This is a genomic window from Sorangium sp. So ce726 (assembly GCF_051521405.1).
Taxonomy (GTDB): domain Bacteria; phylum Myxococcota_A; class Polyangia; order Polyangiales; family Polyangiaceae; genus Sorangium.
The window spans coordinates 2,894,188-2,916,814 of record NZ_CP150349.1; the positions used below are offsets into that span (position 1 = coordinate 2,894,188).

A 22,627-nucleotide genomic window follows, 5' to 3' on the forward strand; every position below is an offset into this window, starting at 1 on the left:
CGCTGCGGCGCCGCGGCCCCGGCGGCGCCGTGCGCTCACTGCGTGCGGAGGATGACGTGGTAGCCGAACGCCGTCTCGACGAGCTCGCTCACCTCGCCGACCTTGATCTTCTCGAGGCCCGCCTGGAACTCCGGGACCATCGCGCCCTTCGGGAACTTGCCGAGGTCGCCGCCGCGCTTGTCCGCCCCCGGCTCGTCCGAGTACTCCTTCACGATGTCCGCGAACTTGCTCGGATCGGCCTTGGCCTTCGTCATGGCCTCGGTCGCGCGGGCCTTGGCTTCGTCCTTCGTGCGCTCGACGGTCGGGGGCGCTCGGCGGCTCCCCTTGTACATGACGAGCAGGTGCTTCGCGCCGAACATCTCCCTCGGCGCCTGCGCCGCCTGCGCCGGGCGGGGCGTGGGAGCGGGCGGCGGAGCGGCGGCGGTGGCGTGCTCGTGCTCGTCGGGCTCCGGTGCGACGGGGGCCGCGAGCCGAGCGAGCGGCGTCTTGTTGAACATGCCGAAGAAGCCGAGGAGCCCGATCAGCACGAGCGCGCTGAGCACGGCGTGCGGCGCCCACCAGTACGGATCTTCCGGCTCGGCGCCGTCGTCCTCTGCGTCGTCGTCGTCGTCGTGCGCATGGCCGTGGCCGTGTCCACGGCCGCGGGGCGCGGTGGCCTTCGCCTCTTCCTCCTCGCCGTCGTCGTTGCCTTCGTCGGTCGACCCGGCCTCGTCGTCGAGGTCCTCGTCGTCCTTGGCCCTGTCCTTCTCGCTCGTCTTGCTCATAACGCTTCCCTGATCCGGGCCTCGGCCCTTAGCACGCGACCACGCCGGCCGTCAGCCGATCTCCGCCCACGCGCTCGTGAGCACCGGATCGGGGCGATCCTTGACAGAGGTGACCACCGCGACCTTGCCGCCGTCGAGCGCGTAGCCCCGCGTGATGAGGGTGTCGCCCGGCCACACCGGCTTGCGGAACTGCGCGCCGTACGCCCGCAGCCGGCTCGCGTCGCCGCCCGCCGCCTTCTGGATGATCGCGCGCGCCGCGAAGCCGTACGTGCAGAGGCCGTGCAGGATGGGGCCCTGCGTGAAGCTCGCCTTCGCCGCGACCTCCGGATCGGCGTGCAGCGGGTTGTCGTCGCCCGAGAGCCGGTACAGCAGCGCCTGCTCGGGCGTCGTCGCCTGCTCGACGACCCAGTCGGGCTCGCGGTCCTTCGGCACGGGGGCCTCCGACTCGGCGTGCGGCGGGCGCGGCCCGCCGAAGCCGCCGACGCCGCGCACGATGATCGACCACACCGTGTCGAAGAGCGGCTCGTCGTTGAGCGTGGTCTTCGTCTCGACGATCACCTGCGCGAACTTCTTGAGGTCGTAGATACCCCTCAGCGTGGCGCTCGTGAACAGCGTCCCGCTCGTCGGGAGCGGGCGGTGCACCCGGAGCGTCTGCCCTCCATGGACGATGAGCGCCAGCTCGGCCCCGGCCACCTCGAGCGCCTCGAACACGGTCCCCTGGGAGGGGATCACGCCGAACGTGGGGTAGACCTTCATGCCTCCCGGCGTGCCCTCGTACAGGTACTCGAGCTCCTCGCGCTTGGCGCCGATCCCGAGCGCGTAGGTCGCCAGGGTCTTCCAGTTGAAGGTGAACGCGCTGGGCTGGGTCGTGTAGCCGACCTTCGAGAGATTCAGCGGCATCGGGGGCTCCTCGCAGGATGGAAACGGCCGGGCAGGCGTACCGACCTGGCGATGTCGCGTCAACTGCCGCCCGCCGAGCGGAGCGCGGGGTCCGAGCGTGCGGTGCCGCCAGCGGCGCCTTGGCGCGGCGTCAGAGCGCGAGGCGGTACGCGATCAGGACGCCGATGTTGAACATGTCGACGCGCTCGGAGAGCGAGGCGAGATCGCCGGTCGGCGAGACCTTGCGCTGCTCGGGGAGGAACCAGCTCGAGTAGCGGATGTGGCTCCCGACGCTCCAGTTGTCGGCGAAGGCCCAGTCGCCGCCGAACGCGAGCCCCGCGGCGACACCTTCGGTGCCGATCGTCGCCGCCCTGGGCCCGACATACGCCGTGTCCGAGTACGGGTTGCGATCGGCCTCGACCGACCACGAATCGTTGACGACGACGCCGCCGACCGTCACGCCGGCCCACCACTCCGAGCTGTGGATGCGGAGGGCGTAGTAGCGAAACAGCCCATCGAGCATGAAGTAGCTGCGCGCGTGATCGCGCTCGAGGCTGCGCGCGCCGCGCGCGGCGTCGGAGGTCAGCGTCGCCGCCCAGAAGATGCCTGCACCGAAGCCGATGTCGCGCCAGCGGTAGAGGTTGTGGATGCCGAGGGAGACGCTCGTCTCGCCCTGCTCGCAGGCGCTCGGAGACGCCGCGACAGGGCAGACGTCGGCGCCCGGGAGCGTCATCACGCCGCTGCTCACCTCCACCATGGTGTAAGGGAAACCGCGCTCGCGCGCGGCGACAGCGCGGCGGGCGGCCCTGCTCTCGTCGGCGCGGCCGGGGGCGGAGATCAGGAGCGCGGCGAGCGCGGCGGCGCACGCGGCGCCGTGCGCGCTCGTCGATCGCGCGCTGTCACGGCCCGCCAGCGCTGCCCGGCCGCCGTGCCCGGCGCGGGCGTTGGCGGAGGCTTGCGACGTCGGGTACCGGCCGTCTCGACTCACCTTCTCTGGATTATAGCCAAGGACCCGTCGACGAGGGGAGCGGCGAGGCGGCGTCCGTGGGCAGCGGCGGCGGCGAGGGCGGCAGGACCGGCGCAGGTGCGGCGCTGGCCGGCGGCGAGGCGGCGCCTGTGCTGTCGGGCGAACCCGCGCCGCCCGGCGTCGGGGACGGGGCCGGCGCGCCCCGGGGGACGGGCGCTGGCGGCTGGCCCTGGGGAGCACCGCGGACCTCGGCCGACGCGGGGCGGCGCGGCGCAGGCCTGCGGTCGGGGACTGCGGCCTGTGGCCCCGAGCTCTGCGGAGCGACCTGAGGGGGCGGCGCCGGGGAGGCGCCCGGCGGGCCGCCGGAGAGCTCGGCGACGAGGTGCTGGGCGGTGGTGAGCGCCGGCTGCAGCTCGAGCGCGAGCTTCGCCAGCCGGATGGCGCCGGCCTTGTCACCGGCGTATTTCCGCCCGAGGGCGTCGGCGACGATGCGCTCGGACGACTCGCGGCGGAGCTCGGCGAGGCGCGCGTCTCCTGGCCATCGCGCGAGCGCCTGCGAGACGATCTCCTTGACGTTCTCGCGGGGCGGGGTGTCCCAGGCGTGCCTGCCCATGCAGTCACGCGCGCGCTCGATGTGCTCTTCGAGGGTGTCGTGTGCGGTCGGCCCCCCGAAGGCGCCGAGGTGCCGCCCGCCGAGGAACACGACGAACCCCACCGCGCTGGCGCACGCGAGGAGGGCGGTCGCGCGCGCGATCATCGCCCGACGGGGGAGCGGCCGCGTGGCGGACTCGACGCCTTGCATGGTCGACGGGACGGGCGCAGCGTCGCGCATGGGATCGATGCCGAGGCCGATCGCCGTGCGCGCGGGCTCGTCCGCCGCGACGCCGTGGCGAGCGGTGCTCCACGATGCGCGCGCTCCGGCGTCGAGCCGCTCCACCGGTTCGACGAGCGCGCCGCCGAACCGCGCGCCGCTCGAAGGCCGCTCGGCCTGGGACGACGCTGCGAGCGGCGTGGTCCAGGAGGGCGCCGAGCTCATCGCGCTGGACGAAGCGCGGTCGACGCCGCTGGAGGAGGAGCGCTCCTCCTCGCGGCGGTACGACGCGGGGTCGCTGTAGCGCGCTGCCTCGCCCCCCGGGAGGCGGGGTTCGAGGTCGCCGATGTGGGCGCTCTCGAGCGTCGGCGCGGCGATCCCGCCGATCTGGGCGGCGAGCGCGGGGGAGAGATCGAGCGATTTGGTGCGCGACTTCGAGGCCAGCTTCATGACCGCGCTGGCGCGCAGGAGCCCGGGCTGGGCGGCGATCTCATCGGGGTCGAGCCCGCTCGCCCGGACGGCGAGGGCCAGGTCGCGGCCGAGGGCGCGCGCGTCGGGGGCCCGGTCCGCGGGCTTCTTGGCGAGGTTCTGCATCACGATCCGCGCGATGGGCTCGGGCACGTAGCTGGAGCGCGCGATGCTGCGCAGGTCCGCCGGCGGGGCGTGCGTGTGCTGGACCAGGAGCGCGACGGGCGAGTCGCCCTCGAACGGGGCGCGCCCCGCGAGGCACTGGTACAGCATCGTCGCGATGGAGTAGACGTCCGCCGGCGGACCGACCCGCTGCCCTTCGGCGCCTTCGGGCGAGATGTACTTGGCGGTGCCGAAGATGAGCCCCGCCTGCGTGGTCATCGCTTTGTCGGCCCAGTCGAGGCGGGCGATGCCGAAGTCGAGCACCTTCACGTAATCCGGGTCCTCGCCGCGGCGGACGAGCATGATGTTCTCGGGCTTGAGATCGCGGTGAACGATGCCCTGCGCGTGCGCCTCGCCGACCGCGTCGCACACCTGGAGGGCGATGTGGAGCGCCCTCGGGAGCGGCAGCGCCTCGCTCTCGCCGCCTGCCCCTGCCGCGGCGAGCGCGGAGAGCAGCGAGATGCCGTCGAGGTGCTCCATGACGAGGTAGAGCTCCCCGCCGATCCGGGGGTCGGTCGTGGGGGGGACGCTCCCGGTCATGAGGACCTGGACGACGTTCGGGTGGACGAGCCGGCTCGCGATCTTGGCCTCGCGGTGGAAGCGGCTCACGAGCTCGGCGTTGCTGCTGAGCTCGCGGTGGAGGATCTTCACGGCCACGTCGCGCTCGATCCCGGCCTGGAAAGCGCGGTAGACGCGGCCCATCGAGCCGATGCCGATGAGGTGGCGGGTCTGGATCTGCCCCCCGAGCGTGATGCCCACGTAGGGGTCGCGCTCCGCAGCGCCGAACGTGGGGCTCTTGCGCGAGCTCGCGAGCGGGGTGCCGTCGCGCGGGCAGTAGAGAACGCCCGCGTCGTAGCGCTCGCCGCACGAGGGGCAGCTCTTCGCGGGGGACGGCTCCATCGACGGCGCTGATCCTAGCACCGCTCCCGCCATAAATTCTCGGAGGGAGCGGCGTTTCGGCGCGCCGCAGCGCCCGAGGACGCTCGGACGTGGACCGACCGGCGCCTTGCGACTACGGTCGCGGCGTGAGCGGTTCCAAGGCGGGTGCAGCACGGGCGCGCAACGGGAAAGGGCGCGGCAACGCGGGTGCCTCCCCTGCGCCCGCCGCGCGCCAGGCCGCCGCCTCGCCGGCCCGGGAAGCCGCCTCGCCGCCCCGGGAGGTCGCCTCGCCGGCGGCCGATGCAGGGCCGCGCGAGGGCGAGTACGTCGTCACGCTTCCCACGTTCGAGGGGCCGCTCGACCTGCTGCTGCACCTTATCCAGCAGCACGAGCTCGACATCCTCGACATCCCCGTGAGCTTCGTCACGGAAAAATACCTCGAGTACCTGAAGATCATGCGTTCGCTGTCGATCGACCTCGCGAGCGAGTACCTCGTGATGGCGGCGACGCTGACGCACATCAAGTCGAAGATGCTCCTGCCGAGCGTGCCTGCGGGGCAGGACGACGACGGGATGCCGGGTGAGGAGGAGGATCCGCGGGCGGAGCTCGTCCGGCGGCTCCTGGAGTACCAGAAGTACAAGGTCGCCGCAGCCGACCTGGCCGAGCGCGGGACGCTCGGGCGCGACGTGTTCACGCGCGGCATGAGCGAGAGCGAGGTGCCAAAGGGCCCGGCTCCGTTCGCGCAGACGGCCATCTTCAGCCTGCTGGACGCGTTCGAGCGGGTGCTGAAGCGGACGAACGTCCAGATTGATCATGAGGTCGTCTTCGATCGCATCAGCATCACGGATCGCATCGTCGAGCTCACGGAGAAGCTCTCGGTGCGGCGCGCCATGCGTTTCGAGGATCTGCTGCTCGACAGCGTCTCGAAGGGGGGCGTGATCCCTCGCTTCGAGGTCGTCATCACGTTCCTGGCCGTGCTCGAGATGTGCAAGCTGAGGCTCATCCGGGTCCATCAGACGGACACGCTGGCGCCGATTCACATCCAGCTCGCGGTAGCCGATGGCGCGCCGGTGGCGGATGACGGATTCGAGGACGGCGCGCCGGCGGCGGAGCGGATCGAGACGGCGGGGAGCGAGGAGGCAGGAGCGCCGCCCGCTGCCGCTGAGGGCGAGGTCGCGGAGGCCGTCGAGGTGGGGCGAAGCGAGCCGGCTGGGCCGGAGCTCGTCGAGCCGGCTGAGCCGACGCACGAAGAACCGTCGGGAGCGGAGCTCGCGGGGGCGCCGAGCGGCGCACCGGAGAGCCTGGAGCCGGTTGAGCCCGTGGAGCAGGCGGAGGACGTCAGCGCCGAGGCCGCAGAACCGGAGCCTGCGGAGGTAGCGGGGGCGCCGAGCGGCGCACCGGAGAGCCTGGAGCCGGTTGAGCCCGTGGAGCAGGCGGAGGACATCAGCGCCGAGGCCGCAGAACCGGAGCCTGCGGAGGCAGCGGAGGCGTCGAGCAGCGAACTGGCGTGGTCGGAGCTGGCGGAGCCTGTGGAGCAGGTGGAGGACGCCAGCGTCGCGGAGGCAGAACCGGAGCCTGCGGAGGCAGCGGAGGCGTCGAGCAGCGAACTGGCGTGGTCGGAGCTGGCAGAGCCCGTGGAGCGGCTGGAGGACGTCAGCGTCGCGGAGGCAGAACCGGAGCCTGCGGAGGCAGCGGAGGCGTCGAGCAGCGAACCGGCGTGGTCGGAGCTGGCGGAGCCCGTGGAAGAGCGCAACGTCGAGGCGCGTGACGTGGACCTCGCGGAGGCCGTGGAGCCACCGACCGGCGAACCGACGGGCCCGGAGCTGGCCGAGCCAACTGAGGAATCGAGCGGTGAAGCATCGGGGACGGAGCTTCCCGGGACCGCGGAGGAGACGAGCCGTGCGCACGACGTCGCCGGGGGCGAGCCTGCGGTGGACGCGGCGGAAGCCGATGCCGGTCCGGCTCCGGAAGAGGCGGAGCGAGATGCGGTTGTGGGCCCGAACGCGCACTCGACCGCAGAGGACTTCGCATCGCCGCCGACAGAGGTGGATGAGGTAGACGCAGGGAGTGGCCGTGACGGTGGCTGATGCCGCGGCGAAGCGGCGGCGCATAGCAAAGACGACGACAGGACAGGGCGCGTCGGCGCGGCTGCGGGCAGCGGCGCACGCATGGCTCGGCGAAACGAAGCGGCCGAGGGGCGGGAAGAAGGAGCCACGCGCACCGAAGACGGCGGGCCAGGGCACGCCGGCGAAGGCGGGCACGCAGGCCACGCCGGCGCGGCTGAGGGCGGCGGCGCACGCATGGCTCGGCGGAACGAAGCGGCCGAGGGGCGGGAAGAAGGAGCCGCGTGCACCGAAGACGGCGGGCCAGGGCACGCCGGCGAAGGCGGGCGCGCAGGCCACGCCGGCGCGGCTGAGGGCAGCGGCGTACGCGTGGCTCGGTGGAACAAAGACGCCGAGGGGCGGGAAGAAGGAGCCGCGCGCACCGAAGACGGCAGGGCAGGGCACGCCGGCGAGGGCGAGCGCGCAGGCCACACCGGCGCGGCTGAGGGCATCTGCGCACGCGTGGCTCGGCGGAACGAAGAGGCCGAGGGGCGGGAAGAAGGAGCCGCGCGCACCGAGAGGGACGAAGCAAGATCCGGTCGCTCGCTTCCGCGCTGGCGCATGGGACCAGCTCGGTCATCCGGCGCGCCGCGCCGACGTTCCTGTCCGGAGCGCAACCACGGTGCCCGGGCTCTCTGCCGTCGCGCGCAAGCACCTGAAGGGCGTGTTGGAAGCGCTCATCTTCGTGGCGGAGCGACCGGTGCCGGCCCGTGATCTCGCGCGTTCGGCGAATGCAGAGCACCGCGTCGTGCGAGAGTTGCTGGCCGAGCTCATCGCGGAGTACGACGGACGAGGATTTCGTCTGGACGAGGTCGCCGGAGGGTACGTCTTTCGAACGAGCCCTGCATTTGCGCCCTTCGTTCGCGAGGTGACAGAGCAGAAGCCGGTCAAGATGTCTCGCGCCCAGACCGAGACGCTCGCGATCGTCGCGTACAGGCAACCGATCACGCGGCCCGAGATCGACGAGATCCGCGGTGTGGATTCCGGCGCGGCGCTCAAGTCGCTCCTGGAGCGTGATCTCGTGAGGATCCTGGGCAAGAAGGACGAGCCTGGGCGCCCGATGCTGTACGGCACGACGGCACAGTTCCTCGAGTTCTTCGGCCTGAAGGCGCTCGGCGAGCTGCCCACCCTGCGCGAGTTCACCGAGCTGACCGATGAGTCGCGCCGTGCCTATGAGCGCGAGCTCGGCGAAGAGCCGCCCGAGACGGGGGTGGTGACATCGGGACAAGAGAGCTTCGCCGGCGCGGAGGGATCGATCCGGACGAGCGTCGCCAGTGCGGGGGAGAACCTATCGGAAGACGTCGGCGCGTCGTCTGCTGCGCCGCGGGAGGGAGAGGTCGCGATGGAAGCAAGGGAAGACGAAATGCCTGAAGAGATCTCTGTCGTGGGAGCGGACGCAGCGCTTGATGAGCCTGCTGAAAAGGACGCTTTCCAGCACGCCAACGATGTCGCGGATGAACGGCGCGACGAGGATGAAGACGACGAGGACGACGAGGACGACGAGGAGGAGGACGAAGACGACGAGGACGAGGAGGAGGACGAAGACGACGAGGACGAGGACGGGGACGAGGACGACGAAGACGAGGATGGGGACGAGGAGGAGGACGAAGACGACGAAGACGAGGATGACGAGGACGAAGACGACGAAGAGGACGAGGACGACGAAGACGACGAGGACGAGGACGACGAAGACGACGAGGACTGAACGTTCACCCTTGTCTGAACGTCCAGCGCGTCGCCCCGTCGCTTACGGCGGCGGAGCATCCGTCGGATCCGGATAGGCCTCGGCCAGCTTCGTTGCGGCGCTCCTCAGCTCGGGGTGGGCGAGGAGCTTGCGGAAGAGCCTCCAGAGCTCGGGATCGGCGAGTATCTGGAGCGGCGAGGTGGCGACCTGTCTCCGCTTCTTGCGGGGGATCGCCTCCGGACCTTTTCGTCGCAGCTCCTCCATCATTCCCACGAAGCGCTTCGTGGGAAAGAGATCTCCGTGCTCCCACGCGAGCACGGTCTCCTGCTCGATGCCCAGCGCTCCGGCGAGCTCGCGGGCCGTGCAGCTGAGCTCCTGCCGGAGCTTCTTGATGTCCTCGGGGGCCATGCGGGGCGAGGGTAGCGGCCTCGAAAAAAGAAAGCGACGTCGAGCAACCGGCAGCGAGCTCCCGCCGAACTCCGCGTCATGACCCATTGTTGCCCGATTCGCCCCTCGTGGACTCCCCGCGCGCTCCGCGCCCTGCCGCTTGCGCTCGCGCTCACGCCGCTCGTGGCTTCACCCCTGTCCTGCGCGCCAGAGCTCGTCGTCCCCCCGCAGCTCGATGAGGGCGGCGACGAAGAGGACGCCGGGGTCGCCGGCCCTGCAGACGCGGGCCCCGAGCTCCAGATCGAGCCCGCCGCGCCGCTGGACGCCGCGCCTCCGGTGCTGCGGGTGCGCGTGCTCCTCCCTGGCGCCGCTCTCGGGAGCGTCGATCCCGCCCGTGCGCTGGTCGTCCGCGGCAAGCTCAGCGCGGCGCACCTCCGGCAGATAGAGCGAGGCGAGCTGTCGACGGCGCTGTCGGAGCGCGTCGTCCCCTCGATCGCCTGGCTGAACGGGACACCCCCTGGCGACCTCTCGCTGACCGTTGCGCCGCTCGCCCCGCTCGCGCCCGGGGAGACCTACGCCATCGCGAGCGGCAGCCCTGTGTTCTCGCATCACATCCAGATCGCGACGGAGGGCTCGCCGCCCGTGCTCTCACGGCTCTGGCCGCCGCCCGACGCCGGCGCGACCCTCGGCCTGGGGGTGTGGTGCGGCGACGCGCCCCTCCCGGAGGTGGTCGCTGCGGCGACACTCGCGCCTGGCGGACCGGCGGGCGAGCTGCGCCGCGGCGCCGTCGACGACATCGGCGCGCGCTGCCTGCGCTTCGAAGGCGAGCCAACCGCCACGGCGCCGCCCGAAGCCGACGGCGTGCGCCTCGTGGGGCCTCCCGACGCGCTCCCCGGCGAGCCGACGGCGGTGAGCCTGGATCCTCGTCCGTTTGTGCTGGAATCGGTTCCGCTTCCAGCCATCGCGGCGGCATGCGCGCCGGACGAGCTCGCCATCGGGCCAGGCTGTGCTCAGATCGCCGACGATCGAATCCTCGTTCGATCGGCGGATGCGCCGCTGCTCTGGGCGATCGCGGGCGCGGGCTTCGACGAAGTCCTCGCGGTGCCGCCGGGCGAGCTGTTCGTCCTGGCTCCCCTGCCGCCCTTGAGCCCCGTGGAGCTCGCCATTGCCACCGTCGACAACGCCGGGGTCGTGGAGCGCCGGACGTTCTCGACCATGACGCTGGCGCCCATGCCCCATGTGGTCATCAACGAGGTGCTGGCAAACCCCGTCGGGCCAGAGCCAGGACAGGAGTGGGTCGAGCTCTACAATGACGGTGATGTCCCTGCTGAGCTCACAGGGGTTGTACTCGCCGATGTGGGTGGCGAGACCGAATTGCCCCCTATTTCCCTCATGCCCGGCGCGTATGCTCTGGTCGTCAACGAGGACTACGTTTCTGATGATGAGCTCGACCCTCCGTCTCCTCCCGAGACGCTTCTTCTCCGCGTGCCAAAACTTGGCAACCACGGGCTGTCGAACTCGGGAGAACCGCTCAAATTGAAGGATCGAGGAGGTGTTGTCTTGTCCAGGTCGCCCGCCGCGCCCGTGCCAAAGCCGGGAATGAGCCTGGCCCGCGTCGTTTCGCACGCTCCAGACGGCTCGGCTGGCTCCTTCGCGACCAGCTGGCCGACGCCCGGTCGCGTGAACATAATGAACCAGGAGATCCCCTGAAGGATGGGGAGTTTGCCTCCGCGCGGGGCGAACTCGCCATGGGGCCGAGAAAATTCGAGCAAAGCGGGTGACGGACCCGTCTATGAGAGCTAGGTTTCAATCGAGTAGACAGACGGGTGGGGGGGCCGCCACCTGAGGAGACGCTGCCGCGCTGTGAACGCGAGCTGTGCGGCAGGTGCCTTTCGCGTGGAGTTCGGCGATGGCTGGTGTTCGTGAAAAGCTGTTGACGGCATCGGACCTCGCAGCCTTGTGCGAGGTCGACTTGAAGACAATCCATAACTGGGTAGATCGGGGGAGGATTGCCCATTTCCGTACGCCGGGGAGACACTTGCGCTTCAAGGCTGCGGACGTGGCCGAGTTCCTCCGTGCATGGGGCTATTCGGTGCCCCGGGAGCTCGCCAAGGCGACCTCCAAGTCGATGATGGCCATCGGCACCAAGGATACGATGGCCCACGTGGCGCGAGCCCTCGGGGAAGGCGTGCCCATCCGGCACGCGAGCCACCCGTATGACGCGCTGATCTTCGCGGGGGCGGACCCCGCGGACGTGTACATCGTCGACGTGCGGGCGGTGTCCAGCGACGTGGACGTCCCCTCCCTCTTCGAGGCGCTCCACCGAGCGAACTCGCAGGGGACGTTCGTCGCTTTGTCGGATGAGCCGATCAGCCTGCCGTCGTTCGTCGGCCGGATCGGCCGGAGCGACGCGCAGCAGCTGAAGGGCTTCCTCGTGCCCGAAGCGGCCGCGCAAACGGCGACGCCCCTCCAGGCGGCGAGCGGTCCGGCGTCGGAAGAGCCGCCGCGGAGCCTCGCTGCAGGCGGGTCGTCGCGCTGAACCAGGGCCCCGGCCGTCCTACGCCCAGCAGAAGAGGCTGGGCTGGGACGGCCGGCCGCGCCCGAGGAGACTCCGCCAGGAGCCGCAGCACTGCAAAGCGAGCCGCTGAGGTCAGAACCCCCTCCTGCAGCACAACCCGGGGCCGGTTGATGGGTCGCTTGCAACCCCGCTGTCGAGTCCGCTTCTGAGTCTCCGCAGGAAGGCGCGCCCGAGGAGCACGGCCCCTCGGACGGAGGCGCCTCAGCTTCCAGCGATGGTCATGGAGGAGACCCGGAACGTCGGCGAGCACGTCGACGTCCGGAGATCCAGGTCGTCTCCGACGGCATCGATCCGCTGCAAGAGCTCGTCGAGGTTCAGGGAGATGGTCACCTCGCTCACGGGATAGGCGAGCTCTCCATTCTCGATCCAGAAGCCGGACGCACCCCGGGAGAAGTCGCCGGTCACGGCGTTGAAGCCGAAGCCCATCATCTCGGTGACGTACAGCCCGCGCGGCGTCGAACGCACGATCTCCGCCGCCGGCGTGGAGGTGGGCTGGAGGAGGAAATTCGACGTGGACGGTCCGACTCCGCCGCCAGCGCCGCGCGAGGCGCTGGCGGTCGGCGGGCGCTTGAGCTTCCGGCCGCTGTAGCTGTCACAGAGGTAAGTCTTCAGGATGCCCTGCTCGACCACGACGTTGCGCCGGGCGAGGAGGCCCTCGCCGTCGAACGGGCGCGAGCCGGGCGCGCGCGGGATCAGCGGGTCATCGACGACCGTGATGAGATCGCTGGCGATGCGCGTCCCCTCGCGGCCGACGAGGTAGCTCGACTTGCGCCAGATCGAGCTGCCCATGATGCAGGAGCCGAGCAACCCGAGCATCGAGCGGGCGACGTCCGGGTCGAAGACGACGGGCGCCTCGCAGGTCGCCACCTTGCGGGCGCCGAGCTTGCGCAGCGTCCGGCGCGCCGCCTCGCGGCCCACGGCGTCCGGGGCGTCCAGGTCGGCGAGGTGGCGGCGGCCGGTGAAGTAGAAGCCGCGGCGCTTCTTGTCGCCGCTGTCGTCGGCGATCGGGGAGACCACGAGCTGCGCGTAGGAGCCGGCGAAGCCGCCGCGGAAGCCGCCGGACAGGACGAGGGCGAAGGCGCCCGCGCTCCGCGAGAACGTCGCGCCCTCGCTGTTCGTGATCCGCGGGTCGGCGTCGCGCGCAGCCTGCTCGCCTCGGCGCGCGATGTCGATCGCCTGCGCGGCCGTGACCTCGCCGCCCGAGGGATCGTAGAGATCGAGCGCGGGAAGAGGCCCTTTGGCGATGAGCTCGGGATCGGCGGGGCCGGCGAACGCGTCCTCCTGGGAGATGTCGGCGAGCTCCAGCGCGTCCGCCACGAAGCGATCGATGCCGCGGGGCGTGAGGTCGGACGTCGAGGTCAGCGCGACGCGCTGCTTCTTGATGATCCGCATGCCGAGGCCCTTGTGGACGGCCTCCTCGACGAGCTCGGGCTCGCCGAGGCGCACCTTGGTGGTGAGCTCGGAGCCGGAGCGAGCGATCGCCTCCGCGACGTCGGCGCCGCCCTTCCTGGCGCGCGTCACGACCTGCTCGGCGAGCTCCATGAGTTCCTCGACCTGCTGCTCCACGCGGGCTCGTTCGGACATGGGGCGACAGGGTGGTGGAGCGGGCTGGCTCCGTCAACGCGGTGACGCGGTGGCCTTCCCGCGCGCACAAGAGGCGTCTCAGCCCGGCCGGTTGGAGCGCCCGCCGCTGCCGACGCCGAGCCGCCGCTGAGGGCGTGTCGAGGCGGGCCGGGGCGGAACGACCTCAGGCGCAGGCTCACTCGGGACGGCGCGGGGGCGCGCGCCGGGGGAGGGCTCGGCCTTCGGCGCGGCGCCCGCGGGCTCGCGCCGGAGGAGGGCGCTCACGGTGACCGCGAAGCCGGCGGCCAGCATGGTGTACATCCAGAGGAGCGCATAACCGAGCGGACCGCCGGCGACCGGGTGGACGCCGAAGTCGCCCTCGACCTGCCGGTACGTGCCGTCGAGCGCGAGCCGCCGGGACAGGGCCAGGACGGCGACCAGGGCGATCGACAGCGGCGCGCCGGCGAGGACGGCGAGCGCGCGGACCGCGCGCTGCGCGGTCCACCTGCCGCCAGCGCTCCCGGCGAAGCGATTCGCGGCGGTGAACCCGGCCGGCACCGAGGCGGCGTTGACGAGGACGAGCACGAGGTCGACGGCGGACGGGATGCGGCGCGTGTCGACGAGGTACGCGAAGCTCCAATCAGGGGCGAATACGAGGAAGTACGCGCAGACCGGCGCGAAGACGAGGCAGGCGAACAAGGAGACGAGCGCGAGCGGCCGATTGCGCGCGCCAGGCGCTAGCCGCTCCGCCGCGCGCAGCGCGCCCAGGCGGTGAGGGGCTGCAGCGCTGAACCAGGCGAGCAGCGCACCGAGAGCAAAGCCGACGAGGGGAGCGACGAAGGCGGGCACGCGACGCCGAAAGTAGTCCTGTCGCCCCCTCCTGCGCAAAGTGCCTGGACCTTTTCCTGACCAGGGCGGCTCGATCGGCCCACACCAGGGGTCTTCCGGGCGCGGCTGGGCAGGCGGGGCGGAACGTTTGCTCTGGGGACGCCACCGCGCTAAGCGGCTGCGCACATGGAGCCGCGCCTCGTCCGGGAGATGCTTGAGCGCGTTCGGACCGGCGAGCTTGCCGTCGAGGAGGCGCTCGATGCCCTCCGAGGGCTGCCTTTCCGGGACCTGGGCGTCGCGACCGTCGATCACCACCGCGCGCTCAGGCAGGGCGTCCCCGAGGTGATCTTCGGCGAAGGGAAGACACCCGAGCAGATCGCCTTGATCGCCGGGGAGATCTCGGGGGCGGGGCAGAACGTGCTCGTGACCCGGGTCGACGCCGCGAAGGGCGCGGCGGTCTCGGCGCTCTTGCCCGCGTTCCGCTATGTGCCCCTCGCGCGGACCGGCAGCATCGAGGTCGCGCCGCTCCCGAAGCGCGCTGCCGGGGCGGTCGCCGTCGTGACCGCGGGCACGAGCGATCTCCCTGTCGCCGAGGAGGCCATCGAGACGCTGCGCGCGGTGGGCCTCGAGGCGAAGCGGCTGTACGACGTCGGGGTCGCGGGGCTGCACCGCTTCCTTCATCGCGTCGAGGAGCTGCGCAAGGCGTCCGCCGTGATCGTGGTCGCGGGCATGGAAGGCGCGCTGCCGAGCGTGGTCGGCGGGCTCGTGGCGGCGCCGGTCATCGCGGTGCCGACGTCGGTCGGCTACGGCGCTGCCCTGGGCGGCTTCACCGCGCTCTTCTCCATGCTCACGTCGTGTGCCTCCGGAGTCGCCGTGGTCAACATCGACAGCGGCTTCGGCGCGGCGATGGTGGTGCATCGCATGTTGCCGAAGGAGTAGCGCGGAACGAGCGCGACCGCGGGAGCGCCGCGCCGCGAAGGCGCCCGGGGAACGGAGAAGGCGAGAGATGGGACACGGGCACGATCACGACCACGCGCACGGGGACGATCACCACCACGAGCACGCGCACGGGGGCCATCACGAGCACGGGGATGCGCACGGGGGCCATCACCACCACGAGCACGGGGATGCGCACGGGGGCCATCACCACCACGAGCACGGGGATGCGCACGGGGGCCATCACCACCACGAGCACGGGGATGCGCACGGGGGCCATCACCACCACGGGCACGACCATCCGCGCGCGCCGCTCCTCGAGGAGGGCGCGGGCACGGGCAAGGTCCTGTTCTTCGATGCGTTCAGCGGGATCGCAGGCGACATGACCATCGCCGCGCTGCTCGATCTCGGGGTGCCTCTCCTCGTTATCGAGCGCGCCGTCGCCGCGCTGCCGCTCGATGGGTTCCACCTGCACCGAGGGCACGCCCATCGGAGCGGCATCGTGGCGACCTCGTTCGACGTGCACGTCGAGGCGCCGCAGCCGGAGCGCACCTACGGATCCATCGACGCCATGCTCGCCGCCGCGCCGCTCGATCCACCCGTCGCCGCGCTGGCACGCCGGATCTTCCGGCGCCTCGGCGAGGCGGAGGCCGCCGTGCACCGGATCCGCCTGGAAGACGTGCACTTCCACGAGGTCGGCGCCGTCGACGCGATCGTCGACATCGTGGGCTCCGCCGCGGCGATCGTGCACATCGGGGCGGAGGTCGTCGGATCGCCGCTGCCCATGGGGCGCGGGTTCGTGAAGGCGCGGCACGGGATCCTCCCGCTGCCGCCACCCGCGGCGGTCGCGTGCCTCCGCGGCGTCCCGACCTACGGCGTCGAGCTCGACGCCGAGCTGGTCACGCCCACCGGCGCGGCCATCATCGCCACGCTGGCGACCCGGTTCGAGCGCTGGCCGACGTTCGCCCCCGATCGGATCGGCTTCGGCGCCGGCCAGCGCGAGCTGCCGGACCGCCCCAACCTGCTGCGGGTCGTGCTCGGGACGCGCACGGGTGGCGAGGAGAGCCTCGGCAGCGCGTCGCACGTGATCGTCGAGGCGAACGTCGACGATCTGACGGGCGAGGTGGCAGGGCACGCGATCGAGGCGCTGTTCGCGGCTGGCGCGCTCGACGCCTGGGCGGCGCCGATCACCATGAAGAAGGGGCGCCCCGCCCTGACGATCGCGGCGCTCGCGGCCGCCCCCCAGGCCGACGCCGTCGCGACGGCGCTGCTCCGCGAGACGACCAGCATCGGGCTACGGAAGATCCCGGTCGCGCGCACCGAGCGGCCGCGGCGGATCATCACGGTGCAGACGGCGTACGGAGCCATCCGGGTGAAGATCAGCGAGGGGCCGTTCGGGCCGCCGCAGATCAAGCCGGAGTTCGACGATTGCGCCGCGGCGGCGAGGACACACGGCGTGCCGGTGCGCGAGGTCGTCTCGGCGGCGCTGTCGGCCGCCAAGGGGTGACGCCGCGCCGTGCAGGTGCTGCCGCTCGGCGCCGAGCTCGCCGAGCGGCGTAGCGTCACCCTGCGGCAGCGGTCAGTCGGGGCGCTGGATCGGGAGCGCCTCGGCCTCCCACGAGAGGAAGCCGCCCTCGAGGAACGCGACGGGCACGCCCTCCTCGGCGAGCTTCGCGGCGACGTCCTTCGACTTGTCGCCGGAGCGGCAGTAGAGGACCGGCGCGCCGGCCAGCATGTGGAGCTCGGCGAGCCGGCCCTCGATCTCCTCCATCGGGATGTGCACCGCGCCCGGGATGTGGGCGCGGCCGTAGGCGGGGGTCTCGCGCGTGTCGACGGGGACCACCTGACCCTCCCGGATCAGCTGCGCCAGCTCGGCCGCCCGGATGGCGCCCTCGGCGCGCGGGAGGAACGGATCGAGCAACTCGCGGAGCTGCTTGCGGTTGAGGACGCCCTGCTCGGCGGCCACCGGGCGGCCTCGATGAAAGACCATGAACGTCGGGACGGCCTGGATGCGCAGCGTGGTGGCGATGCGCTTCGACCGGTCGATGTCGACCTTGACCACCTTGGCCTTGCCCTCGAGCTCGCGCGCGATGGCGTCGACCTCCGGGGCGACCGTCTTGCACGGTCCGCACCAGGTGGCGGTGAAATCGATGAGCACGGGCAACTCGCTGCGGAGCACCTCGCGCTCGAACTCCTGCTCGTTGATCTCGGGAACGGCCATGGCGGGCGAATTCATAGCGGGCCTTTCCTGCGAGATCGAGCGGCGCGAGGGCTCCGCCGCCGAGATCGCGGAGATGAAGGTGATTTCGGCGCAATTTCGGCGCGCGAGAGCGCTGCACGGCCGGCGGCTGGCGCGCGGACGTACGGCCCTCGCGTCCCGCCCCGTCAGCGCGGGACGCGCGCGCGCACGGTGCGTGTATCGATGGAGTCGCGCAGCGCGTCGGCGATGAGGTAAGAGCCGCCGACCGTCGCCAGGAGCAGCACGCCAGGGAAGACGAGCAGCCGGATCTCGCTCGGGTGCCGCGCCGCCTGGCCCAGTGTCTCCCCCCACGAGGCCACGCGCGCGGGCGCGCCCATCCCGAGGAACGAGATCGCCGCCTCGAGCAGGACCACGGACGCCACGCCGAGCACCGAGCTCACGATCACGGGGCCGAGCGCGTTCGGGAGGATGTGGCGGTAGAAGACGCGCAGCCGGGTGCTGCCGAGCGCGTGCGCGGCCATCACGTACTCCTCGCTCGACGCGCGCAGCACCTCGGCGCGCACGAGGCGCGCGATCTCCGCCCAGCGGACGAAGGCGACCGCGAGCACCAGCGACAGCGCGGAGGGCTCGCGCTCGATCGCCCGCACGATGGCCACGACGAGGATCGCCGGGAAGGTGTCGACCGTCTCGACGAGGCGGACGAGGCCGTCGTTCCAGAAGCCGCGCAGCGTGCCCGCGAGCCCGCCGAGCACGACGCCGAGGAACATGCCCACGAGCACCGCGCTGAGCGACAGGCCGAGCGCCGTGCGCGCGCCGTAGATCAGCCGCGCGGCGAGATCGCGGCTCTCGAAGTCCGTGCCGAGCGGGTGGTCGAGGGACGGCGACGCGTTCGGGCCGGCGTCGGTGCGCTGCTCCGGGCCGTAGCGGATGGGCGGCCAGATCGCGAAGCCCTCGAAGCGCACCCGGAGCTCGGCTTCGGTGAGCGACTCGAGCGCGGCGCCCTCGGTGACCGCGGGCAGGATCTCCGCGCGGTCGGGCCCGAAGCAGGCGATGGGCGCAGGGGCGGCGAGGAGCTCGGCGAAGATGGCGAGCAGGGCGAGGACGCCGAGCAGCACGGCGCCGATGGCGACGCGCTTGCTGCCCACCATCCGGCGGAGGAACGCCGTCGCGTGGGTCACGCCTCGCTCCTCCGCGAGAGCACCGCCGGGCCGAGCCGCGGATCGACGAGCACATAGGCGAGATCGGTCGCGATCACGCCGAGCGCGGCGATGGCCGCGGCGCCGATCGAGATGGCCATGAGCCAGCTCACGTCGCGCGCCTGCACGGCGAGGAGCGTGAGCTCGCCGAGCCCGTGGAGCTCGAAGACGCGCTCGACGACGAAGGCGCCGCCGAGCGCCATCGGCGGCTCAAGCATGGCGAGCGTCACGACCGGGAGCACGGCGTTGCGGAGCCCGTGGACGGCGATGGCGCGCGCGGTGCCGGCGCCGCGCGCCCGCGCGGCCCGGACGAAGTCCTGCGTGAGGACCGCGACGAGCGCGGCGCGTTGCTGCCGCGTCGGCGCGGCGACGAGCGAGAGCGCGATGAGGCACGTCGGCAGGAGCAGGGACCGCGCGCCGCCCGAGAGGAGCACGGCGGCCACGGCCACGACGGCGGTCGGGAGGACGGCGGCGGTGAGCACGGCGGCCGCGATCGCGGAGTCGCTCCGCCGGCCCTGCGAGGCCGCGCTGAGCGCGCCGAGCGGGATCGCCACGGCGTAGGCCAGCGCGATCGCCCCGAAGACGAGCGCGAGGGTGACGGGCGCGCGCCGCGCGAGCTCATCGAGCACCGGCTCTCCGGTCGCCGCGACGCCGAGCCGGTGGGTGACCGCGCCGAGCGCCCACTTGCCGTAGCGGGTCTCGAGCACGGTCGCCGCGAGCTGCGCAGGGCCGGTGAACACCTCGAAGTCGCTGCGGTACACGTTCCAGAACGACTTCCACCGCGTGACGCACGCGCGGGCCTCCGCGAGGTCGTCGCCCGGGGCGATCCGGTCGTCGATCTCCGCGATGTGGGCCGCGACGTCGACGAGCGCGCGCGCCTGCTCGAGCGTCTCGGCGTCGCGCGGTGGCTGCAGCGCGCCGATCACCGCCTGCAGGGCGAACGTGTCGAGCTCCAGCAGCTCGGCGGCGCGCGACGCGGAGCCATAGCGGACCAGGCGCCGCACGGCGCTCCGGACCGACGCGCTCCGGAACTCGATGCCGCGGTCATCCCAGAAGCGCGTCCAGAACGCGACCGCGTGCGCCGGGTCCGCGGCGTCGTCGGCCCGCGGCAGGCCCATCCGCGCCGCGACGGGCGCGAGCGCGAGCGCGACGCGGGTGCGCGGCTCGGGTGCGAGCGCGTCGAGCGGCAGGATGTGCGGCAGCGCGGCGCCGCCGAGGCGACGCAGCTCGTCGGCGGCGGCGGCAGCGTCATCGCCGCCGGCCGCGATGGCCTGCGCGGCCGCGAGGGCGCGCAGGCGCACGTCGCGCGGCTCCAGGTTGATGAAGCGCGGCAGGTCGAGGAAGCGCTCCCGGCGGAGCCGCGCGAGCTCCGCGCTGGAGAGCGAGCTGGCGAGGAGCGGGTCGTCCGTCGGATCCGGGACGAAGGAGAGCACGAAGAAGGTCAGCAGCGAGACGCCGACGAGGGTCGGCAGCGTCCAGAGGAGCCTGCGGAGCGCGTGGCGGAGCATCTCTCTCGGCCGGCAGTCAGCGCAGGATGGCGTCGAGCAGGTCGATGCGCATCCCGAACTTGTAGGGGGAGGCCTTTACCACCTCCATCTTCTGACCAGAGATCGTCTCGTCGTTGCCCTCGAGGTACCCGCCGGCGTTGATGCCGATGACCCTGCCCTGGCCGTTGAAGATGGGGCTCCCGTTCATGCCGCTCGTGCTGCGGGCGTCGTGCTGGATCAGCCAGGCCTCCGCCGCGGGCGCGGGCCGGCCGTTCGCGCCCGTGATCCGGCCGATGTTGGCGGCGAGGAACGTGGCGACGGGGTTCGCGGTGTCCGTGAGCCGCTCCGGGAAGCCAATCAGGTACACGTCGTCGCCGGCGCCGGCCGCGGCGAGCTCTTCCCGCGTCGCGAGCTCGAGCACGGCGGCCGCGCGCCCCGCGATCGTCACGGTGCCGATGTCCGGGGTGAGCTGATCCGCGCTGTCGCGGTACTGCGGGTGCGTCCGCATGCCGGTCACGGCGAAGCTTATCTGGCCCCGGCCCTCGTTCTCGAGCGCCACGATCGCGCCGCCGCGGCGCTTGGCCGCGGAAATGCAGTGGGCGTTCGTCACGAGGACGGAGGGCCGCACCGCGAACGCCGTGCAGAACCCCTCGCGCCCGGCGGCGAGCATGAAGATCCCCTTCCTGGAGCGGTCGTGGAGGTTGCGCCCGAAGTTGGCGTTCGAGGGGTGAAGCGTCCCGAGGCGTCGCTCGATCTCCTTGCGCCGGGGATCCTCCGGCGAGAGGCCCGCGAGCTCCTCCCGCAGCTGGCTGATCTCGTCGTGGGAGGAGCGGTTGTAGACGATGAGCGCGGCGAGGCTGGCGAGCGCGATCACGAGGAGCGCGGCGAGGATGTAGGTCGTGCGGCGCTGGCCTGCCGTCGCGGCGTGCACCTCCTTGTGGAGCATGGCGTTGATCTCGACGGTGCCCCGAGGCTTCGCGCGCCCCGTGGCGGCCGAGACGGCGGAGGAGATCATCATGGCGATCGTCCGCTCGCCGACCCGCCGAGCGCCGGCCGGCGGCGCGGCCGGGACGTGCCCAGGGGGGGCGACAGCGGGCGCGGGGTACGCAGCGGGCGCAGGGTACGCAGCGGGCGCAGGGTACGCAGCGGGCGCAGGGTACGCAGCGGGCGCAGGGTACGCAGCGGGCGCAGGGTACGCACCGGGCGCGGGGTAGCCCGCAGTAGGCACGGGGTACGCAGGGGGCGCGGGATGGCCCGTCACGGGCGCAGGGTAAGCCGCGGCAGGAGAGGGGTGATGCGCCACAACGTGCGCCTGCGGCGGACCCGACGTGCGGCGCTCGATGAGCTCGATCCGCACCCGCGGGCCCTTCGCGCCGAACGTGATCTCGTCGCCCGACGCGATCGGGTGCCGCTTGATCCGCTGCCCGCCCGCGTAGGTCCCGTTGCGGCTGTCGAGGTCGTAGAGCACCCAGCCCGCCGCCTCGAGGCGCGCCTCGGCGTGGTGGCTGCTCGCGTCGCGATCGTGGTTCGGGTCGAAGACGACGTCGTTGTCCGGCGCTCGACCGAAGCGCACCGCGCGCCGGTCATGGATCTCCACAGAACCGGCGTTGCGCCCGAAGGTGTGTACGACGCGCAGCATCACGGCGCGGGGACCCCCTGCAGCAGATCGATCCGCATCCCGATGCGGAACGGCGAGCTCTGCGTCACCGTCGCCTTCCGGCCGTCGATCGTGACGTCGTCCTCGTCGTCGATGTGCGCTGCGTGGATGCCGATGACGTGCCCGTACTGGTTGAAGATGGGGCTCCCGCTGTTGCCCCCGCGCGTGACCGCGTCGTGCTGGATCAGGACGGCTCGGTCCGGCGTCGTCGCCTGCTCGTCGATGCCGGTCACGCGCCCGATGCGGCCCTCCAGGAATGTCGCCGAGGGGCTCAGCGGGTCCATCAGGCGACCGGGGAAGCCGATGACGTAGGCGTCGTCGCCCGGCCCGATGGCCCGCAGCTCGGCGTCGTTCGCGAGCTTCACCGTGGGCGTCGCCTTGCCGGCTATCCGGAGCAGGGCGACGTCCGGCGAGCCGGCGCCCGCCTGCCCCGGCTTGTACGCCGGGTGGGCCGACATCGCGACGATGGGGAAGCGGATCTTCCCCATCGAGTCGTTCTGCGTGACGATCGAGGTGCCGCCGCGGGCGCGGCAGTCGCGGACGCAGTGCGCGTTCGTCGCGAGCAGATCGGGCGCGATGGCGAACGCCGAGCAGCAACCGCCGATGCGGTTGTCCACCTTGTAGCCCATCACGTAGAGCGCCAGCCTGTTCTGCTCGAAGATGGCGCGCCCCGAGAGCACCTGCTCCGGGATCGCGCCCGACGGGCGCGCCGCGGGCGCGATCCCGAGGCCGACCTCGCGCGCCAGCGCGTCGGCCGCCTGGCGCGACCGGTACGTGACCACGAACGCCACGGCCACGGCGACGAGCGCCGCGGCGACGCCTAGCCCGAGGATCAGGTTGTGGCGCGACACCTTGCGCCTCGCCTCGTCCGCCTTGGCGCGCACGAGGGCGAGCGCCTTCTCCTCGCGCCGCATCGCCTGCACGACGGCATCCTTGACGATGCGCTGCGCGGTCTCGACGTCGACGCGGCCGTCCGCGCCAGGGCGCCCGGGGGGCCACTCTTCCTGCGGGGCGGCCGGAGTCTGCCGGCCACGCTTGTCGTTGCTGCGCAGCATCGCGGTGGGGGGCGCGCGCACGTG

The 22,627-nt window shown here is 72.3% G+C and carries 18 protein-coding genes; 6 read left to right on the forward strand and 12 right to left on the reverse strand.

Annotation, left to right across the window (positions count from 1 at the left end; translation table 11 throughout):
* Positions 1-35: 35 nt before the first annotated feature.
* From WME79_RS11050 to WME79_RS11065, 4 genes are all read right to left on the reverse strand, one after another.
* On the reverse strand, positions 36-764 hold the full coding sequence (locus WME79_RS11050; protein WP_437534712.1) for a peptidylprolyl isomerase: 729 nt from the start codon (positions 762-764) through the stop codon (positions 36-38).
* Between the two features lie 51 nt (positions 765-815).
* On the reverse strand, positions 816-1,664 hold the full coding sequence (locus WME79_RS11055; RefSeq protein ID WP_437534713.1) for a MaoC/PaaZ C-terminal domain-containing protein: 849 nt from the start codon (positions 1,662-1,664) through the stop codon (positions 816-818).
* Between the two features lie 130 nt (positions 1,665-1,794).
* Positions 1,795-2,631: a hypothetical protein gene (locus WME79_RS11060; RefSeq protein WP_437534715.1), complete on the reverse strand. Its 837-nt coding sequence runs from the start codon at positions 2,629-2,631 to the stop codon at positions 1,795-1,797.
* Between the two features lie 10 nt (positions 2,632-2,641).
* A complete protein-coding gene (locus WME79_RS11065; RefSeq protein ID WP_437534716.1) occupies positions 2,642-4,951 on the reverse strand; it encodes a serine/threonine-protein kinase in 2,310 nt (769 codons plus the stop codon).
* Between the two features lie 125 nt (positions 4,952-5,076).
* On the opposite strand from WME79_RS11065, the gene WME79_RS11070 reads away from it, so the two are divergent.
* Both WME79_RS11070 and scpB read left to right on the forward strand, forming a co-directional pair.
* On the forward strand, positions 5,077-7,017 hold the full coding sequence (locus WME79_RS11070) for a segregation/condensation protein A (RefSeq protein ID WP_437534718.1): 1,941 nt from the start codon (positions 5,077-5,079) through the stop codon (positions 7,015-7,017).
* A gap of 679 nt (positions 7,018-7,696) precedes the next feature.
* On the forward strand, positions 7,697-8,737 hold the full coding sequence (scpB, locus tag WME79_RS11075) for an SMC-Scp complex subunit ScpB (RefSeq protein WP_437539818.1): 1,041 nt from the start codon (positions 7,697-7,699) through the stop codon (positions 8,735-8,737).
* 42 nt (positions 8,738-8,779) lie between these two features.
* Here the strand turns inward: scpB and WME79_RS11080 are convergent, their stop codons facing one another.
* Positions 8,780-9,124 carry a helix-turn-helix domain-containing protein gene (locus tag WME79_RS11080; RefSeq protein ID WP_437534719.1) on the reverse strand — a complete coding sequence of 115 codons (345 nt, stop codon included), beginning with the start codon at positions 9,122-9,124 and terminating at the stop codon, positions 8,780-8,782.
* 78 nt (positions 9,125-9,202) lie between these two features.
* On the opposite strand from WME79_RS11080, the gene WME79_RS11085 reads away from it, so the two are divergent.
* Together WME79_RS11085 and WME79_RS11090 are read left to right on the forward strand one after the other, a co-directional pair.
* Entirely contained in the window at positions 9,203-10,813 is a 1,611-nt protein-coding gene (locus tag WME79_RS11085) for a lamin tail domain-containing protein (protein ID WP_437534720.1), read from the forward strand.
* A gap of 199 nt (positions 10,814-11,012) precedes the next feature.
* Positions 11,013-11,642 (forward strand): helix-turn-helix domain-containing protein, encoded by a 630-nt coding sequence (locus WME79_RS11090; protein ID WP_437534721.1) that lies wholly within the window; start codon positions 11,013-11,015, stop codon positions 11,640-11,642.
* A gap of 240 nt (positions 11,643-11,882) precedes the next feature.
* On the opposite strand, the gene WME79_RS11095 is transcribed toward WME79_RS11090, so the two are convergent.
* On the reverse strand, positions 11,883-13,265 hold the full coding sequence (locus WME79_RS11095) for a TldD/PmbA family protein (RefSeq protein WP_231864778.1): 1,383 nt from the start codon (positions 13,263-13,265) through the stop codon (positions 11,883-11,885).
* A 78-nt stretch (positions 13,266-13,343) separates the two neighbouring features.
* Complete coding sequence (locus tag WME79_RS11100) at positions 13,344-14,093, reverse strand: hypothetical protein (RefSeq protein WP_437534722.1); 750 nt, start codon at positions 14,091-14,093, stop codon at positions 13,344-13,346.
* A gap of 165 nt (positions 14,094-14,258) precedes the next feature.
* Here WME79_RS11100 and larB point away from each other — a divergent pair, with 165 nt between their 5' ends.
* Positions 14,259-15,011 (forward strand): nickel pincer cofactor biosynthesis protein LarB, encoded by a 753-nt coding sequence (gene larB / locus WME79_RS11105; protein WP_437534724.1) that lies wholly within the window; start codon positions 14,259-14,261, stop codon positions 15,009-15,011.
* 67 nt (positions 15,012-15,078) lie between these two features.
* Positions 15,079-16,515 carry a nickel pincer cofactor biosynthesis protein LarC gene (larC, locus tag WME79_RS11110; RefSeq protein ID WP_437534725.1) on the forward strand — a complete coding sequence of 479 codons (1,437 nt, stop codon included), beginning with the start codon at positions 15,079-15,081 and terminating at the stop codon, positions 16,513-16,515.
* Positions 16,516-16,587: 72 nt separating this feature from the next.
* Here the strand turns inward: larC and trxA are convergent, their stop codons facing one another.
* From trxA to WME79_RS11135, 5 genes are all read right to left on the reverse strand, one after another.
* Positions 16,588-17,229, reverse strand: a complete 642-nt coding sequence (gene trxA / locus WME79_RS11115; RefSeq protein ID WP_437534726.1) for a thioredoxin — start codon at positions 17,227-17,229, stop codon at positions 16,588-16,590.
* Between the two features lie 164 nt (positions 17,230-17,393).
* Positions 17,394-18,386: an ABC transporter permease gene (locus tag WME79_RS11120; protein ID WP_437534727.1), complete on the reverse strand. Its 993-nt coding sequence runs from the start codon at positions 18,384-18,386 to the stop codon at positions 17,394-17,396.
* Complete coding sequence (locus tag WME79_RS11125) at positions 18,383-19,912, reverse strand: ABC transporter permease subunit (protein ID WP_437534728.1); 1,530 nt, start codon at positions 19,910-19,912, stop codon at positions 18,383-18,385. Before WME79_RS11125 ends, WME79_RS11120 begins: the two co-directional genes overlap by 4 nt.
* A 16-nt stretch (positions 19,913-19,928) precedes the next feature.
* Complete coding sequence (locus tag WME79_RS11130; protein ID WP_437539820.1) at positions 19,929-21,530, reverse strand: FHA domain-containing protein; 1,602 nt, start codon at positions 21,528-21,530, stop codon at positions 19,929-19,931.
* A complete protein-coding gene (locus WME79_RS11135; RefSeq protein WP_437534729.1) occupies positions 21,530-22,624 on the reverse strand; it encodes a S1 family peptidase in 1,095 nt (364 codons plus the stop codon). The genes WME79_RS11130 and WME79_RS11135 overlap by 1 nt, the downstream gene beginning before the upstream one ends.
* Between the last annotated feature and the right edge of the window lie 3 nt (positions 22,625-22,627).